We start from the raw sequence: 14,982 nt of genomic DNA, 5'->3' as shown, positions 1-14,982 counted from the left end.
AACTCTTCTTTAGGAGTTAAATAGAAAACCACTGTATCTTTCTGATACAGCGATCATTTTGAGCATCCACTTTGCCGCGGACAGTGCAGACCTTCTGCCCTTTCCACGGTAAAAATACACGGCGACGAAGATCGTTAACGACCTCTCTGCCATGCCCGAATGGAGCAATCATCTCTGGAATGTAGATATGCTGGCCTGAACGCCAGTCGGATGGAGATATTTCACGCACTCCAGATAACAGCTCATCTCGGATCTGCTCAGAGACAAACGCCCAATTACAAAATGCAATTGGGCGTCCGTGCTCATCTTCGTAGTAGCAAAACTGGTTTAGCTCAAAAGCTGGCAAAATACGCTGCTGCCATTCTGCAACCACGTATCGGCGATGAAGGGGCGAGTGCTGGCTGAGCAGCATGACACCACCTATCATCTGTTGCATTTGCGCTAATGTGAGATTTGCTGGTTGATGTGTAATAGACATCTGCCCTATATCAACCAATATGCTGTTATTTTTTTGCTTGGGAAGTGCGTTTTTTCGGAGCGGCTTTCTCTTCCACGAGAGTTTCCGCTGGTGATTCTTCCGCTTGGTTTACCGCAGCATCACCTGCTGGTAGAAAACCGGCTGCAACAAGCTTGTCGAATTCAGCTTCCATTCTTGGATCTTCTAGCATGTTCTTAATCATCGATACCATATACATAAAACCAGAGGCAGGCATATGGACAACTTGTTTAAGTTCAAGATCATTATCGCTTTCAGCCATGACGCCGTTCGCCATGTTTTTTTGATCCTGACCGACGAAATAAAGAGAAAAAACACCTTTATTGTAGTTAACGCTAGATACTGTTTGAACAAACTTCTCAGTCATAAATTTCCCCTACTTATTTTATATAGATAAGACGAAAATCGTTCCTTTTAAAAGGAATCACTCTCCGCCTGCAAGCTCAATTAAAAGGCAGAATATAAGAATTCAGCCATAAATAATTATTGTAATGTTTATTTTGTGTCGAAATATTACATCGTAAAACAGTGGTCATCAATAGACTTAAATTGATTATATTAGAGCAATTATTCTATTTTTATCGTCCATTATTCACTCAATACCATATTCATGTAACAATCACCGTGATTACCTATTAACGTGATATGCATCATTCATTTGAATCAAATCTGTGCAATAAACACACATCAAAGGCCAATAAACGAGCAAAATCGTCCGCAATTGATGATTGATCGTGTTAACAAGCGGTGATAGGATTCCGCCCCTTCAAAAACGCTGCAATAAACATCGGCTAAGTAATTTAATTATGTCCAACAATGAAGGGTTGACGCTGATATGTATTCACTTTTATTTAAGTATCATCAGCGGCAATAGAGAACAATTTAAAGAAAATGCTAATTTAACAAAAACTAATAATTACAAAGAAGAACTCGAAAAAATAAAAAAAGAGAACAAAGTAAAAATAACCACAAAACATTCACAATTTAAAAACATAGATAAAATAAAAACACCTGCCATTTTATTTGATTTACAAGGCACGCCATTTATTCTAGCAAAAGCTAATAAAGGTAAGTGTTTAGTACAAAGACCTAATAAAGAAAGTCCGGAAGTGGTCTCTTATCACGAACTTAACTCGACTTGGAACAAAAAATCTCTAGAAATAAAACAAGCACAATCTCGCTTTGACATCACTTGGTTCATTCCCGAGTTTCTGCAACATAAACGAGTCTTGAGTGAGATTCTGTTGTTCTCTTTTGTTCTGCAGATCCTCGCGCTTATTTCGCCTCTTTTTTTCCAAGTGGTGATGGACAAAGTACTGGTTCACCAAGCTTGGTCAACACTGGATGTGCTGGTGTTTGGCCTCGTCGTTACTGGGGTGATCGAAGTGGTCCTTCGTGGTCTACGTGAATATCAGTATGCCCACACGGCCAATCGCATTGACATACAACTCGGACTAAAACTGGTTAAGCATCTGTTTGGCCTACCGTTGATGTTTTTCAAGTCACGTCAAGTCGGGGCGATTGTCACACGTGTGCGAGAACTCGACACCGTGCGTGAGTTTTTAACGGGCTCCATGTTTACTCTAACGGTCGAACTGCTGTTTATGTTCGTCTTCCTGTATGTCATGAGTTTACTTTCCGGCCCGCTCACTTGGCTTTTCATCGCCACAATACCGTGTTACGCCCTTCTTGCTTGGTGGTTAACACCAAGAATGCAGGCGGCGATTGAAAAGCAGTTTTCACATGCAGCGGCAAACACATCCTTTCTTACCGAAACGGTGGCAGGCAGTGAAACCCTGAAAAGTTTGGCGGTTGAGCCGCGCTTTATTCGTCGCTGGGATGAACAAACCGAAAAAATGGTCTCAACCGGTTACGATGTCCAACAGCTCAATAATCGCTCAAACCACCTAGTTCAGTTGTTGCAAAAAATCACCAGTGTCGCGATCTTGTGGCTTGGGGCGACGGAAGTGCTCTCTCTTGAGATGACCATCGGTCAATTGATCGCTTTCAATATGATGACCAATCACATCGCCCAGCCGCTAGCGCGCATGGTCGAATTGTGGGGGCAATTTATCCAAACCCGCGTCGCCGTCGAAAAACTCGGGGATATGCTCAACCTGCCAGTAGAACAACACACCGGAAGTGACATCGTCACACTTCAAGGGGCCGTTTCTTTTAAAAATATCCTCTTTCGTTACCAACCGGATATTCCCCCCACCATCAACGATTTGTCGTTGGAGATACGAGCGGGTGAGACATTGGGCGTCGTCGGCACGTCAGGTTCAGGAAAAAGCACCTTGGCTCGCTTGCTATTGCGACTTTATAGTCCTGAGCAAGGCAGCATCACGATTGATGGCATCCCACTTAACCACATCCACATTCAACAGTTGAGGCAACAAGTGGGTGTAGTACTACAAGAAAACTTCTTATTTAACAAAAGTGTGAGTGAGAACATCGCCCAATCGAAGCCGGAAGCAAGCTTAGAAGAGATTATTGAAGCGGCGAAGCTCTCTGGCGCGCACGAATTTATCTTAAAGTTGCCAATGGGTTACGACACCATTTTAGCAGAAGGCGGGCAATCTCTCTCTGGCGGCCAAAGGCAGCGACTCGCGATTGCACGCACACTGCTGTCGGATCCAAAAGTATTGATTTTGGACGAAGCCACCAGCGCCCTGGACGATGAATCTCAGGCGTTAATTCAATCCAACATGGCCAACATCGCCCAAGGCCGCACCGTGATCACTATCGCTCATCGCTTGTCTACCGTGCGAGATTGCGATCGCATCATTGTGCTTCATCAAGGCGCAATTGTTGAACAAGGTTCGCATCAGCAATTACTTACCCATGGCAAACAATACAAACAGTTATGGCAGCTTCAGCAAGAGCTCAAACAAGAGGAAACCACCGCATGATCAGCATCATTAAGCGTTTCTTGGGCAAAGGGCAACCTCGCCAAAGCGCCGAACACCATTATGAATTTCTGCCTGCGCATCTTGCTTTGGCTCAAAAACCGCCATCACCCTTTGCACGGTTAACCGCTATAACACTGAGTATTGGCGTACTGGCTGCGCTGCTTTGGGCGTATTGGGGGAAACTGGATGTACAAGCCACCGCCACAGGCCGTCTTGTGGTTTCTGGTCGCTCACAAGTTATCCAATCTTACGAGCAAAGCCGCGTCATGAGCATTCATGTGAAGGATGGCCAGCGTGTGGAAAAAGGCGCACCCTTGCTGACCTTGGATACGCTTGGGGTGAATCAAGACATCACGCGTTTGATCACTCAATCCGAGTTTCAAACCAATGAACTGATTCGTTACCGCACTTTACTCAACGACCAACCTTTGGTTCAGGACCCAATGTTTACGGCCTTACCAGCAGAGCAACAAGCGTTGATCACTGAAAACTATCTCAGCGAACAGCGCGAATTTAATTCCACACTAGCCAGTATTCACGCGGAAATGCAGGTGAATAAAACCTCTCAAGCCGCTCGCCAAAGTGACATCAACGCCTTGGTTCAGTTGACAGAAAACATCAGTCAAAGGCTCGAAGCGCGCAAAACGCTCAATCAGGTTAAAGTCATTGGCCACGTAGAGTATCTAGAACAAGAGAAAGAACTGCTCGAAGCACAGCGACAAGTTAGCCAGCAACGCGCTGAGTTACAGGTTCTGAAATCCCAATATCGCAGCCTTGAAGAGAGACTAAGCGGCTTTAAAGCACAAAAGCAAAGAGAGTGGTTGGAAAAACGCCGACAAGCTAAATTGCAGCTGGCCGCGTTGAACCAAGAGCTCTCTAAAGTACGTGAGCGTGAGCAGTTGGAAATCATTCGCTCACCAGTGGATGGCACCGTGCAGCAACTCAGCGTCTATACCCTTGGAGCAGTGCTGCAACCAGCGCAAAATTTAATGATCATCGTACCGGAAAACAGCGTACAGCTGGCAGAAGTTCAGATCCTCAATAAAGACGTGGGGTTTATTTACCCCGGCCAATCCGTGACCGTGAAAGTGGATGCTTTTCCCTACACTCGATACGGAACAATCGACGCTGAACTGCTGAGTGTTTCACGCGATTCCACCACCGACGAACAGCTTGGCCTGGTTTTCCCGGCTCAAGTACAACTGAAGAAAAACAATATCATCATCGATGGTCAAACGGTTGAGCTCACTCCCGGTATGTCAGTAGTCGCTGAAATTAAGACCGATAAACGACGCGTTATCGACTACCTACTCAGCCCAATTCGCGAGTACCAAGCTGAAGCGTTGAGGGAGAGATAGAGATGACTGCTACGTTATCAGCCAATGAGCATATCGACACCATAGGGCAAGCGCGAACAGAAGAAACCATACGTAATAACTGGGGAATCGAAGCCGTGGTTTACGCTGGCCAACAGTTCCACAAAAAATCGTCCAGCTCGCAGCTTAGGCATGCATTAGGGGTAAGTCATGCCTACCTGAGTGACATGGAGATGAGAGAAGCGGCAGACTATCTTGGCCTCAAAAGCCAACTCACCACGCTGTATACTCAAGCGCTCGATACTTTGCCACTTCCCGCCCTTATCGAGCATGACCATGGCTGGAAAGTGATTACCCAAGTCAGCGAAGGGGGTTGGACATTTTATGATCCCTCGACGCAACAGCTGCAAGCACAACCTGTATCGACAAACCCATCTCAGCGAGAGCACAAAGTTATGCTGCTCGCCGATGAGCAGCTCACTAGCAAAGAGGTCAAATTTGGTCTGAGCTGGTTTGCGCCTTCGATTCTACGGCAAAAGAGCCAACTGCGTGATGTGTTTCTTTACGCCATCGCGTTACAGGTGTTTGCACTCGTTAGCCCAATGTTGTTTGAAAATGTCATCGATAAGGTGCTGGTTGGGCGCAGTTTATCCAGCTTGCACGTGCTGGCGCTGGCGATGTTGGCATTGGCCGTTGCCGAGCCAGCATACAGCTACTTGCGAAACACGGTGTTTGGCCACCTTGCCAGCCAAGTAAATGCCGAGCTTTCAGGTCGGCTTTATCGCCACTTAGTCGGCCTGCCATTAACCTATTTTAAGCAACGTCAAACCGGCCAAATCATTGCCCGGGTACGTGAAATGGCGCAGATCCGTCAGTTTTTGACGGGTTCGACATTGATGCTGCTGCTTGATCTGATTTTTGTCACCATCTTCCTTGCCGTGATGTTTCATTACGCCAGCACACTCACTTGGTTGGTGATTGGCTCCTTGGTGATTTACTTTGTACTGTGGCTCATTGCAGGGCCGCTGATCCGCAAAAAAGTGGAATCGGAGTACGAGTCCGACGCTAACGCAACCACGTTTTTGACCGAGGCTGTGACTGGCATTGAAACCATCAAAACCACGGCCACAGAACATCGCTTTCTTGAACAGTGGCAACGTATTCTGAGCCAACAATTAAACCGAAGCTTTGACGCGCAAAAATTGGGGTTGGTTGCCGGGCAAGCCATCGCTTTGGTGCAGAAACTCACCGCCGCGCTACTGCTTTGGTGGGGCGTGAGCGCAGTACTTAAAGGGGAGATCACACCCGGTCAATTAGTCGCATTCAACATGCTTGCTGGCCATGTGACGCAACCTGTCTTACGACTGGCACAAATTTGGCAAGATTTTCAGCACACGCTCATCGCCTTAAGACGCGTGGGCGATATTCTCGATGAACCAAGAGAGAACAGTAAACAAGGTTTAGCCTCAGTCCCCGAGCTTGAAGGCGGCATTGAGTTTAGTAACATTCGTTTTCGCTATCACGAGGATGCACCAGAAGTGCTGGCCAATTTGTCCCTCAAGATTCAACCTGGGCAGTTTATCGGCGTCACTGGACCTTCGGGCTCAGGAAAAAGCACGCTCACTCGTTTGCTACAGCGCTTATACGTTCCACAACATGGACAAGTTTTGGTCGATGGAATGGATCTCGCGATTGCCGACCCCGTTTCTCTGCGTCGCAACATGAGCGTGGTATTGCAAGAGAGTATCCTCTTTTCTGGCAGTGTGGCGGACAACATTCGTTTGTGTAAACCACAAGCCAGCGACGAAGATATTCGCCACGCCGCTCAGTTAGCAGGCGCGTTAGAATTTATTGAAGGGCTTCCTCACGGATTTAACCAGCCAGTGGGTGAAAAAGGCGCGGCACTGTCTGGTGGTCAAAGACAGCGTATTGCTTTGGCAAGAGCCCTACTGGTGGACCCGAGAATCTTGTTGCTCGATGAAGCAACCTCCGCGCTAGACTACAATTCTGAAGCGGCAATCATGAGCCATATGGATGAAATTTGCCGTGGCCGAACGGTGATCAGTATTGCGCATCGACTCAACACCATTCGTCATGCCGACAACATTTTTGTGCTCGATAAAGGCCAAGTTGCCGAAAGTGGCACACACGATGAGTTAGTTGCCCAACAAGGCTTATACGCTAAGCTTTGGAAGCAGCAAGTGGGCGAATAGTTCTTTGATACCGTACATTAGGCACTGATAACAAATCCGAGAGTGGAAACGCTAGAAACGCGTTTTCACTCTCAACAGTACTATTTATACTCACCACGCGTTGATGCTTCGCGATACGCGTCCAGACGCCCTTCACTTATCAACTTATTTAGACCTCGGTTGAACGCCTCTTTTAACTCTTTTGCCTTCGGCGAGCTTTTCGAAAATAACACCACATACTCTCGGGCTGCCAGCGCCTTGCTGTTGGGCTCCAGTTTATCTGTAAGCTTTAGGTTGTTGAGAAATTCCATGCCCACATCCATATCCTCAAGGACGATATCCAATCGACCAGCGCTAAGCTTTTTATAGTTATTGTCTGCGTCAGAGATTCTCTGTACGGTGATTTTGCCTTGCTCTTCCAAATCTTCTATCCCATACGCATATCCCGTCACCCCACCGATGCGGTATTTACCCAGTTCTTCGCGACTGTTCCACATAATGGGTTTACTTTTTTGTTGAAACAGCGCAGTGCTCAGCGTAATAACGGTATCTGAAAAGTAGAAATCTTGCGCTCTTTCATCACTCCTTCCCCAAATGAACGTTGCATCAAAGTTGCCTGCTTTGGTTTCTTCATACCCTCTCTTCCAAGGAAGATACTCAAACTCAACTTGGTAACCTTCGCTTTCGAACACCTCTTTAATAAACTGGGTCATAAAACCGCCCTCTTTGAGCGATTTTGACATGTAAGGAGCCCATTCTCCGTTTGCGAGTCTGACTGTGTCGGCGTGTGCCATTCCCACCAATAGAACGCTCAACCAAAGAGCCGATAAAAATTCCCTTAATAAGCGCATCGTTTGTTCCCTCTATGTGTTGTTGGAATATCTCAAAGTATAGTCACTTCCCCCAAAAATGAAGCCGACTCGTCCATTTCATATTTAGCTCATTGCTATCGAGGTTTTCGCCACCCAGGAGGGGGCTCATAATGGTATCTTCAAAGAAGGCGACTAAACTTAGAACATTAGAATCCACTCATAATTGATTATGCGTTATATACTCTTACTCTTTTTAATGGCCTTACCCTGCCACTTGCTGGCTGACCCAAATGACAAAGTGGTGAAGTTTGCTATCGGTGATTGGGAGCCTTACACCAGTTCTATTCCCCAACAAGAATTAAAGATATCTGAGACATTGGTTCGAAGAGCATTCGAGCTCCGCGGATACACCATTGAGTTGGAGTATTTTCCTTGGGTTCGATCATATCAATATGCTATCGAAGGCCGATTTGACGCTTCGTTTCCATGGATGAAAAACGAAGAAAGAATAAAGCATTTCTATTACTCCAATCCTATTTTCAGTCAACGCATACAGTTTTTTTACCACAAAGATAGTGAGTTCAGTTGGCAGTCGATCTCCGATCTTGATGCTTATCGCTTAGGGGCAACTCAAGGATATCACGCCACTTTTTTTCTACAAAAACACGGTATCGACATCGAAGTGAGCAACGCCGAAGAAGACAATTTTGTGAAAATTGCCAAGGGCAGACTGGATGCCTACGCGACAGGCGTCGAACGCGGTTGGTACATCCTTGAAAATTATGTCCCAGAAGAGTTGCAAGAATACATAAGACTCGATCCCAAATATCTCCTAAAAGACGAAATGTACGTCATTTTCAGCAAATTTGATGAGCAACGCAGTAAGCAACTTCTCCAGGACTTTAACGCGGGCCTACAACAACTGTTCGATAGTGGCGAGTATATCGACATCATGAAATCAGAAGCTGCTTTTTTGGATAGAATCCAAAAATCTGAGCCTTAAATCGTGCCAATCAGCCCCCATCTCCTCCACTCTTTTTGTTGCGTTTCGTCATGACCGCGATCGTTATCGCCACCTAATGCTTAGGCACTGTTCTCTATCACGCACTTCGCGCTTTACAAAACTCCATTTTGGGACTACTTTTATTAATAAATCCAAATTGAGACACCATTATGAGCCTAGCGAAAGACAACTGCTACGATCCCAAAGCCCTCGCGATGGTGGGGTTCAAAGCGGCAGAAAAAATACTCTCCTCATGGGGATGCTCGGCTCAACAAAGTCAAAACATCCTCAAGCTGTCGAAGTCTTCGTATCATAAATTTAAGGCAAACCCAGAGACAACCAAACTCAGCGACGATCAACTTGAGCGGGTCAGTTACATTTTGAACATGCACCAAGCGTTGCGAATTGTGTTTAGCAACCCTGCCAACGTCAGTGGTTTCATGAGCATGAAAAACAACAATGACTACTTTGCAGGTCGCACACCGTTGGAAGTGATTGAATCGGGCAAATTTTCCGACTTGTACGAAGTGGCACGACGCATTGATGCGTTAAGAGGTGGCTTGTGGGGGTAAAAAAGAGTCCAGTGAAAAGGCAGCAAGGGCATCGCTTAGTCAATACCAAGTACCCAGCAATCAACCTATTTGACGACGTCGCCAGCGCCGAAGAGTTTGAAATGCTCTACGCCATTCAAGCACTCACCAATCCGAGGTTGCGCGATGAACTGGGCAACATCTCGTTGATTCACCCTGATGAAATTCCTTATCAATGCAAACGAGGTCGAAGTTACGCGGTGGCGCCATTTACCCACATCACCCCCAAAGGCGGGCGTTTCAATGATGGATTGTTTGGCGCATTTTACCTTGCTTCCAGTGAACAAACGGCTGCATTAGAAGTAAAACACCATCAACAGCAATATTGGGCGAATGTCGAAGGGCTCGCCTACGATCGCTTTTTATTTCGCGGACTCGTCGTCACTCACTCAGCCACTCCGATTCATAAAGTACGTGCCAGCGAAACCGAAATCTTGGATCCCCACAGTTATGTGGCTTCTCAACAGTTAGCCAGAAAACTGAAAAAGAAGCGAGTAGCCGCAGTGGAATACCCTTCCGTTCGAGCCGATGGCACCTGCTGGGCACTGTTCACTCCGAAGCCTATCGACGACATCGTCCAGAGCTATTTATTGGAAATGATCTGGGACGGAGAGAAAATCGCCGAAGTTAACGAAGTGAATCATATCGATATTTAGCCATAACGCTCGACTTTGGCTACATCCGAATTCCGCCATCCACTTCCAGCACTCGTCCTGTAATGTATTCGTTTTCGAAAATGAACTTCACCGTGTGTGCAATTTCGCTGGCTTCACCCATTCGCCCCACGGGGATCATTTTCTCTAGTCTGGCGATCGCCTCGGGTTTCATCTGATCCGCCATTGCGGTGTGAATCACACCGGGCGCGATGGCCGCAGCGCGTATGCCGTAACGTGCTAGCTCTTTGGCCCAAGTGGTGGCCAACGTCGCCACCGCGGCTTTTGATGCCGAATAGTTGGTTTGACCAATATTGCCCGCGCGGGACACGCTGGAAATGTTGATGATGACCCCTTTGCGTCCGGTTTCAATCATTTTGACCGCCGCTTCACGCCCGCACAAAAACGTGCCAGTGAGGTTGACTTTGATCACCGAGTTAAACTGCTCCAGTGACATTTTGCTGATGTTGCCGTCTTGCACTTTAACTAGCATGCCATCGCGCAATATTCCCGCGTTGTTGACCAGCCCATCAAGCTGTCCAAAATCTTCGACGATCTGCTCAAAGGTACGTTCCACTTCCCCTTCATCCGTCACGTTCATTGGATAAATCAGCGCTTTGGTGCCGAGCATGTGGCATTGATCCTGAGTATGACGTAGCCCTTCTTCGTTTAAATCCAGCAACGCCAGCTCAGCGCCTGCGTGTGCAAGGGTCACCGCCATCATTTGTCCTAACCCTTGCCCTGCCCCTGTAATCGCAATCACACTCTCTTTTAGATGCATTTTGATTCCCTCAATCGATAAAACAAATCACCGTTCTTTTAACCCACTTACTCATTGTTATTCTTGGCATAAAATTCAAATAGGCTCGAGAAATCCAACTCCTCATTTCCTGCGGCGTTGTGAAACGCGTAGAGATTGCGTGCCAACGCCCCCATCGGCACCGAAGATTGGCTCTTCGCTGCGGCATCCAACCCCAAACCGAGATCTTTGAGCATCAGTTTACTCATAAAGCCGGGCTGATAACCGCGGCTGGCGGGGGCGTTTTCCATCACGCCCGGACACGGATTGTAAAGCTCCAAGGCCCAGTTTCGCCCAGAGCTTTGCAGCATGATGTTGGAAAGCACAGTCGGATCGAGACCGTTATCGATGCCGAGGTTTAACGCCTCACACGTCCCAGACATGAGGATGCCCAGCATCAGGTTGTTGCAGATTTTGCCCATCTGCCCATCACCCGCTTGGCCTGCGTGGAAGATATTTTTACCCATATTTTTGAGAATGGTTTCGGCGCGAGCAAACGCGTTGTCAGAGCCGCCAACGATAAAGGTCAACGTGGCCGCATGAGCACCTGCGACACCACCGGAAACTGGTGCATCCACAAAATCCAAACCTCGTTTGGCCGCCTCTTCCCCAACCAAACGAGCCGATTGCGGATCAATGGTCGATGAGTCGATGAGTAAGCTGTTTTCGGCCACCAGATCCAACAGTCCTTTGTCGCCTTGGTGGGTACCAAGATAGACACTGCGAACATGCTCACCTGCGGGCAACATGGTGATGATGCAACTCACGCCTTGGGCAAGCTCTTCAAGGTTTGCGCACACGCTCGCTCCTTGCTTTGCCAGCTTCTCACAAGCGGCTTTATTGAGATCAAACACCTTGACCTGATGGCCTGCTTTAAGCAAATTTTCCGCCATTGGCGCGCCCATATTACCTAGTCCGATAAAGCCGATGTTTTGCATAACGTTCTCCATGTTCTTGCCCTTGGCTTTCACTCTACGCGTGCTGCATTCTCAGCCTGTTTACAATGCCTGATTAGCAAGGCTTTGAGTGAGGTGCTTTGTGCGCTACGAGCGACTAATATTTCCCCAGTCGCGCCAGTGGGTGAGCGTCTTCCGACCACAATGAGGTAAACAGCGCGTCAATGACGCTGCTGTCCACATCGGCCACGGTGGGGTAAAGCCAATTCGGTTGGCCATCTTTGTCGACCAGACGCGCTCGAACGCCTTCTTGGAACTCTCCCAACAAGCCACACTGTACCGAGATGCCAAGCTCAAGGCGAAAGCAATCCGCCAGTGATAACTCGTGATAGTCTCGCGCTTGGCGATAGCAAATGTGCGCGGTAATTGGGCTACCTTGCGCCAAGTTATCTTGCGCTTTTTTCAACCAATCACTGTCGCTTTCCAAGGCGAGGAGGTTCTCTACCACTTGCGTAATACTTTCTCCTTCCATCGCATGTTGGATCTGATCGAAAAAAGGCATCAATTGATACGCAGGGCGATGCTTCAACGCGTGCTCCGCCAAGTTTTCCAAAAGCTCGGTCACCACTTCGTAGTGATCCTCTGCGCTCGACCAATGCGCGTGTTGCAGTTGATCCATCAACACATCCAATTCTTCTGGCAGCAGTAAATGATCGGCAAAGTGAATCTTCAACGCATCGCTGGCGTTAACCATGACGCCCGTCAACGCGAGAAACAGGCCAATCCCCGGATCGAGACGATTGAGGAACCAAGTACCACCCACATCAGGGTATAGGCCGATGCTGATTTCCGGCATCGCCAAACGCGAGTGCGGTGTCACGACTTTGTGGCTAGTGCCCATATACAGCCCCATGCCACCCCCCATCACAATGCCCGCCCCCCAGCCGATGATTGGCTTGGTGTACGTATGGATAAGGTAGTCACACTGGTATTCCAACGTGAAATAGTCGGTCAGAAAGGCGCGAGCCGTCGCTTTGCTTTCGCTGCTCATCACGTGATGCATGGCTCTTACATCGCCACCCGCACAGAATGCTTTTTCACCCGCCCCTTTGAGGATCACACAAATGATTTGCTCGTCTTCGTGCCATTTTTCCAGTGAGGTTTTTAATGCAGCCAACATCTCTTCGCTCAGTGCATTGAGGGCTGATGGATTTTCGAGTGTGGCAACGGCGATGCGATAATCGCCTTCGCTACAAGGGTATTCTTCAAAGCTGACTCGGCCTGTCATAGTGCCTCCTATTCAGCGTGACTACTGATTCTTCCATTGTGGTGCGCGTTTCTCGAGGAACGCTTGCACCCCTTCTTGCTGATCTTGCGTATCGAACAACTGAATGAACAGTTCGCGCTCACGTATCAGCCCCATCGACAGTGGCGCTTGGCGCGTATTCTGAATCAGCTTTTTACAAGCCGCTACCGAACTGGGGGACTGATTGGCCACTTGCTGCGCCAACGCTTGCGCTGCGCTCAGCGCTTCCCCTTTGGCCACCACCTCTTCGACCAATCCGATGCTCAGCGCTTTTTCCGCACTCACTTGCTCACCACATAAGATGATGCGCTTGGCCCACCCTTCGCCGACCAAGGCCGTTAAATTTTGTGTGCCCCCCGCACAAGGCAGCAGCCCCACTTTCGCCTCTGGTAAAGCGAGCACCGCCTGCGATTCGGCAAAGCGAATGTCGCAAGCCAGCGCAACTTCTAGCCCACCGCCCATGGCATAACCGTTAATGGCCGCAATAGAAACGCCGCGAAAAGCAGAAAGTGTCTCGAACGCTTCACCGAAAATACGCGCCATGTCCACCGCGACGCCCTTGTCTCCCGAAGCGAATAATTTAAGATCGGCCCCTGCTGAGAAAAACTTTTCACCGTCCCCTGTTAGCACTAAGGCGTAAATCGCCTTGTTATCATTCAGTGCTAACACCGTCTTTTTTAGCTCTATCAGAGAGTTTGCCGTCCATGTATTGGCAGGAGGATTGACCATGGTGATCGTCGCCACATGGCCATTGAGGGAGAGTGAAATCCCATTTTCACTCGGTGGAATTATCTCAGACATTCCTTTTCTCCTTAGATTCCTAGCCGCTAGAGCAGATTGGATTGCTGTGACAACAAACGACGAGCCACAATCAAACGCATAATTTCATTGGTGCCTTCCAAAATTTGGTGCACGCGTACATCGCGGAAAAATCGCTCCAAAGGGTACTCCTTGATGTAGCCATAGCCGCCATGCAGTTGCAGCGCGTCATCGCAGACCTTAAATCCGACATCCGTGGCAAAGCGTTTGGCCATCGCACAATACGCTGTCGCATCCGGGTCGCCCTTATCCAGTTTGCTGGCTGCAAAACGCACCAGTTGTCTTGCGGCAACCAACTCTGTCGCCATATCGGCCAAACGAAATTGCACTGTCTGGAACTCGGCGAGCGTGTGGCCAAATTGTTTTCGCTCTTGAACATATTGCGTGGCCAAGTTCAGCGCCTGTTGCGCGGTCCCTACCGAGCAGGTCGCGATGTTAATACGACCGCCATCAAGCCCTTTCATGGCGAAGTGAAAACCTTCGCCTTCTTCGCCTAAACGGTGATTGAGCGGAATTCGCACGTTATCAAAAGTAATAGAACGGGTTGGCTGACTATTCCAGCCCATTTTCGGTTCTTTTCGTCCATAGCTGACTCCTTGTGCATCCGCCGGAACCACAAACGCTGAGACCCCTTTTGCCCCTTCCCCTCCTGTGCGCGCCATCACAACCAGCACTTGCGTTTCACCTGCCCCTGAAATAAACGCTTTCGCGCCATTAATCCGATATTCATCTCCTTGGCGCACGGCGGTGGTTTTCAATGATGCGGCGTCAGAGCCCGAGTTGGGCTCGGTCAGACAATAGGAGCCAAGTAAGGCACCTGAGTTAAGCCCTTGGCAGTAAAGCGATTTCACTTCCTGCGTGGCAAAACTGCCTACCATCCAGTTGACCATGTTATGAATGGTCATAAAGGCGGTGGTGGAGGTGCAACCCATCGACAATTGTTCAAAAATGACCGCCGCATCTAACCGACTCATGCCCAATCCACCCTGTTCTTCCGGTGCATATAGGCTGAGAAAGCCAAGCTCTCCGGCCTCTTTAAGCACTTCAACAGGGAAAAACTGCGTCTCATCCCATACTGCCGCATTGGGCATTAATTTCTCTTGGGCAAACTGCGCTGCGGTGTCAGCAAAGGCGCGTTGGTCTTCATTGAGTTCAAAATCCATCTTTCTTTTCCTCATTCCTCAAGGC

13 protein-coding genes and 1 pseudogene are annotated in these 14,982 nt (G+C 48.4%); 6 read left to right on the top strand and 8 right to left on the bottom strand.

What is annotated here, in order from left to right; genetic code table 11:
* Window positions 1-16: 16 nt before the first annotated feature.
* Window positions 17-478: an RTX toxin-activating lysine-acyltransferase RtxC gene (gene rtxC / locus AOT11_RS20630; RefSeq protein WP_011081431.1), complete on the bottom strand. Its 462-nt coding sequence runs from the start codon at window positions 476-478 to the stop codon at window positions 17-19.
* A gap of 25 nt (window positions 479-503) precedes the next feature.
* On the bottom strand, window positions 504-863 hold the full coding sequence (gene rtxH, locus AOT11_RS20625) for a protein RtxH (RefSeq protein WP_011988329.1): 360 nt from the start codon (window positions 861-863) through the stop codon (window positions 504-506).
* A gap of 439 nt (window positions 864-1,302) precedes the next feature.
* On the opposite strand from rtxH, the gene rtxB reads away from it, so the two are divergent.
* From rtxB to AOT11_RS20610, 3 genes and pseudogenes are all read left to right on the top strand, one after another.
* Entirely contained in the window at window positions 1,303-3,408 is a 2,106-nt protein-coding gene (gene rtxB / locus AOT11_RS20620) for an RTX toxin T1SS ABC transporter subunit RtxB (RefSeq protein WP_086016770.1), read from the top strand.
* Window positions 3,405-4,766, top strand: coding sequence for an HlyD family type I secretion periplasmic adaptor subunit (locus AOT11_RS20615; RefSeq protein ID WP_017422689.1), 1,362 nt, complete (start codon window positions 3,405-3,407; stop codon window positions 4,764-4,766). The genes rtxB and AOT11_RS20615 overlap by 4 nt, the downstream gene beginning before the upstream one ends.
* 68 nt (window positions 4,767-4,834) lie before the next feature.
* Window positions 4,835-6,937, top strand: a pseudogene (locus AOT11_RS20610) (type I secretion system permease/ATPase); the annotation flags it as partial.
* Window positions 6,938-7,017: 80 nt separating this feature from the next.
* Here the strand turns inward: AOT11_RS20610 and AOT11_RS20605 are convergent.
* Window positions 7,018-7,659, bottom strand: coding sequence for a substrate-binding periplasmic protein (locus AOT11_RS20605; RefSeq protein ID WP_017428884.1), 642 nt, complete (start codon window positions 7,657-7,659; stop codon window positions 7,018-7,020).
* A gap of 370 nt (window positions 7,660-8,029) precedes the next feature.
* Between AOT11_RS20605 and AOT11_RS20600 the strand changes: the two genes are divergently transcribed.
* The 3 genes from AOT11_RS20600 (at window position 8,030) to AOT11_RS20590 (ending at window position 9,977) form a co-directional block, all read left to right on the top strand.
* On the top strand, window positions 8,030-8,731 hold the full coding sequence (locus AOT11_RS20600; RefSeq protein WP_225448807.1) for a substrate-binding periplasmic protein: 702 nt from the start codon (window positions 8,030-8,032) through the stop codon (window positions 8,729-8,731).
* Window positions 8,732-8,901: 170 nt separating this feature from the next.
* Complete coding sequence (locus AOT11_RS20595; RefSeq protein ID WP_017422685.1) at window positions 8,902-9,303, top strand: MbcA/ParS/Xre antitoxin family protein; 402 nt, start codon at window positions 8,902-8,904, stop codon at window positions 9,301-9,303.
* Window positions 9,294-9,977, top strand: coding sequence for an RES family NAD+ phosphorylase (locus AOT11_RS20590; RefSeq protein ID WP_017428883.1), 684 nt, complete (start codon window positions 9,294-9,296; stop codon window positions 9,975-9,977). Before AOT11_RS20595 ends, AOT11_RS20590 begins: the two co-directional genes overlap by 10 nt.
* A gap of 19 nt (window positions 9,978-9,996) precedes the next feature.
* Here AOT11_RS20590 and AOT11_RS20585 read toward each other — a convergent pair whose 3' ends face one another.
* From AOT11_RS20585 to AOT11_RS20565, 5 genes are all read right to left on the bottom strand, one after another.
* A complete protein-coding gene (locus AOT11_RS20585; protein ID WP_011081439.1) occupies window positions 9,997-10,755 on the bottom strand; it encodes an SDR family oxidoreductase in 759 nt (252 codons plus the stop codon).
* A gap of 47 nt (window positions 10,756-10,802) precedes the next feature.
* A complete protein-coding gene (gene mmsB, locus AOT11_RS20580; protein WP_017422683.1) occupies window positions 10,803-11,711 on the bottom strand; it encodes a 3-hydroxyisobutyrate dehydrogenase in 909 nt (302 codons plus the stop codon).
* A 115-nt stretch (window positions 11,712-11,826) separates the two neighbouring features.
* Complete coding sequence (locus AOT11_RS20575) at window positions 11,827-12,957, bottom strand: enoyl-CoA hydratase/isomerase family protein (RefSeq protein WP_017422682.1); 1,131 nt, start codon at window positions 12,955-12,957, stop codon at window positions 11,827-11,829.
* Between the two features lie 21 nt (window positions 12,958-12,978).
* Window positions 12,979-13,776: an enoyl-CoA hydratase gene (locus AOT11_RS20570; protein ID WP_017422681.1), complete on the bottom strand. Its 798-nt coding sequence runs from the start codon at window positions 13,774-13,776 to the stop codon at window positions 12,979-12,981.
* A gap of 26 nt (window positions 13,777-13,802) precedes the next feature.
* Window positions 13,803-14,957: an acyl-CoA dehydrogenase family protein gene (locus tag AOT11_RS20565; RefSeq protein WP_026050811.1), complete on the bottom strand. Its 1,155-nt coding sequence runs from the start codon at window positions 14,955-14,957 to the stop codon at window positions 13,803-13,805.
* Window positions 14,958-14,982 lie beyond the last annotated feature (25 nt).

Source organism: Vibrio vulnificus NBRC 15645 = ATCC 27562 (assembly GCF_002224265.1).
GTDB lineage: Bacteria > Pseudomonadota > Gammaproteobacteria > Enterobacterales > Vibrionaceae > Vibrio > Vibrio vulnificus.
Note: the sequence above shows the minus strand (reverse complement) of the source record. Positions and strands in the feature narration are given on the sequence as shown.

What these genes read in the sequence shown, in the direction of transcription:
- rtxC (WP_011081431.1), bottom strand. Translation starts at nt 478, where the DNA reads ATGTCTATTACACATCAACCAGCAAATCTCACATTAGCGCAAATGCAA.
- rtxH (WP_011988329.1), bottom strand. Translation starts at nt 863, where the DNA reads ATGACTGAGAAGTTTGTTCAAACAGTATCTAGCGTTAACTACAATAAA.
- rtxB (WP_086016770.1), top strand. Translation starts at nt 1,303, where the DNA reads ATGTCCAACAATGAAGGGTTGACGCTGATATGTATTCACTTTTATTTA.
- AOT11_RS20615 (WP_017422689.1), top strand. Translation starts at nt 3,405, where the DNA reads ATGATCAGCATCATTAAGCGTTTCTTGGGCAAAGGGCAACCTCGCCAA.
- AOT11_RS20605 (WP_017428884.1), bottom strand. Translation starts at nt 7,659, where the DNA reads ATGTCAAAATCGCTCAAAGAGGGCGGTTTTATGACCCAGTTTATTAAA.
- AOT11_RS20595 (WP_017422685.1), top strand. Translation starts at nt 8,902, where the DNA reads ATGAGCCTAGCGAAAGACAACTGCTACGATCCCAAAGCCCTCGCGATG.
- AOT11_RS20585 (WP_011081439.1), bottom strand. Translation starts at nt 10,755, where the DNA reads ATGCATCTAAAAGAGAGTGTGATTGCGATTACAGGGGCAGGGCAAGGG.
- mmsB (WP_017422683.1), bottom strand. Translation starts at nt 11,711, where the DNA reads ATGCAAAACATCGGCTTTATCGGACTAGGTAATATGGGCGCGCCAATG.
- AOT11_RS20575 (WP_017422682.1), bottom strand. Translation starts at nt 12,957, where the DNA reads ATGACAGGCCGAGTCAGCTTTGAAGAATACCCTTGTAGCGAAGGCGAT.
- AOT11_RS20570 (WP_017422681.1), bottom strand. Translation starts at nt 13,776, where the DNA reads ATGTCTGAGATAATTCCACCGAGTGAAAATGGGATTTCACTCTCCCTC.
- AOT11_RS20565 (WP_026050811.1), bottom strand. Translation starts at nt 14,957, where the DNA reads ATGGATTTTGAACTCAATGAAGACCAACGCGCCTTTGCTGACACCGCA.